Source organism: Nocardiopsis sp. NPDC007018, from assembly GCF_040635075.1.
Lineage (GTDB): Bacteria > Actinomycetota > Actinomycetes > Streptosporangiales > Streptosporangiaceae > Nocardiopsis.
The window spans coordinates 195,486-196,907 of the sequence record NZ_JBEYHA010000004.1; the positions used below are offsets into that span (position 1 = coordinate 195,486).

1 rRNA gene (cut by a window edge) is annotated in these 1,422 nt (G+C 56.0%); it reads left to right on the top strand.

The window, feature by feature from the left end:
* A 23S ribosomal RNA gene (locus ABZ635_RS03755) occupies positions 1-1,399 on the top strand (it extends 1,887 nt beyond the left edge of the window).
* Positions 1,400-1,422 lie beyond the last annotated feature (23 nt).

Sequence of the window (1,422 nt, forward strand, 5' to 3'; positions counted from 1 at the left end):
CGTGAAGGTTGAGACGTGATGCCGAGCCGTTTTTGGTGAAGTGAGTGATCCCATGCTGTCGAGAAAAGCCTCTAGCGAGTTCGTGTGTGGCCAGTACCCTAAACCGACGCAGGTGGTCAGGTAGAGAATACCGAGGCGTTCGGGTGAACCATGGTTAAGGAACTCGGCAAATTGTCCCCGTAACTTTGGGAGAAGGGGAGCCCTGTCTGGTGATGGTCTTTACGGCCTGAGCTGGGTGGGGTCGCAGATAGCGGGGGGAAGCGACTGTTTATTAAAAACACAGGTCCGTGCGAAGTCGTAAGACGCTGTATACGGACTGACGCCTGCCCGGTGCTGGAACGTTAAGAGGACTGGTTAGTGGGTTTCGGCCTGCGAAGCTAGGAATCTAAGCGCCAGTAAACGGCGGTGGTAACTATAACCATCCTAAGGTAGCGAAATTCCTTGTCGGGTAAGTTCCGACCTGCACGAATGGCGTAACGACTTCCCCACTGTCTCAACCATGGGCCCGGTGAAATTGCACTACGAGTAAAGATGCTCGTTTCGCGCAGCAGGACGGAAAGACCCCGGGACCTTCACTATAGCTTGACATTGGTGTTTGGGATGGTTTGTGTAGGATAGGTGGGAGCCTGTGAGACTGTCACGCTAGTGGCGGTGGAGGCGTTGGTGAAATACCACTCTGACTGTTTCGGGCATCTAACTTTGGACCGTGATCCGGTTCGGGGACAGTGTCTGGTGGGTAGTTTAACTGGGGCGGTTGCCTCCCAAAGAGTAACGGAGGCGCCCAAAGGTTCCCTCAGCCTGGTTGGTAATCAGGTGTTGAGTGTAAGTGCACAAGGGAGCTTGACTGTGAGACGGACGTGTCGAGCAGGAGCGAAAGCTGGGACTAGTGATCCGGCACCGGCGTGTGGAAGCGGTGTCGCTCAACGGCTAAAAGGTACCCCGGGGATAACAGGCTGATCTTCCCCAAGAGTCCATATCGACGGGATGGTTTGGCACCTCGATGTCGGCTCGTCGCATCCTGGGGCTGGAGTTGGTCCCAAGGGTTGGGCTGTTCGCCCATTAAAGCGGCACGCGAGCTGGGTTTAGAACGTCGTGAGACAGTTCGGTCCCTATCCGCTGTGCGCGTTGGAGACTTGAGAAGGGCTGTCCCTAGTACGAGAGGACCGGGACGGACGAACCTCTGGTGTGCCAGTTGTCCTGCCAAGGGCATGGCTGGTTGGCTACGTTCGGGAGAGATAACCGCTGAAAGCATCTAAGCGGGAAGCTTGCTTCGAGATGAGGTCTCCTGCCTCCTTGAGAGGGTAAGACTCCCTGTAGACGACAGGGTTGATAGGCCGGGTGTGGAAGCCTTGTGAGGGGTGGAGCTGACCGGTACTAATAGGTCGAGGGCTTGTCCGCTGCAGATAATTGGATGTTCGCGCA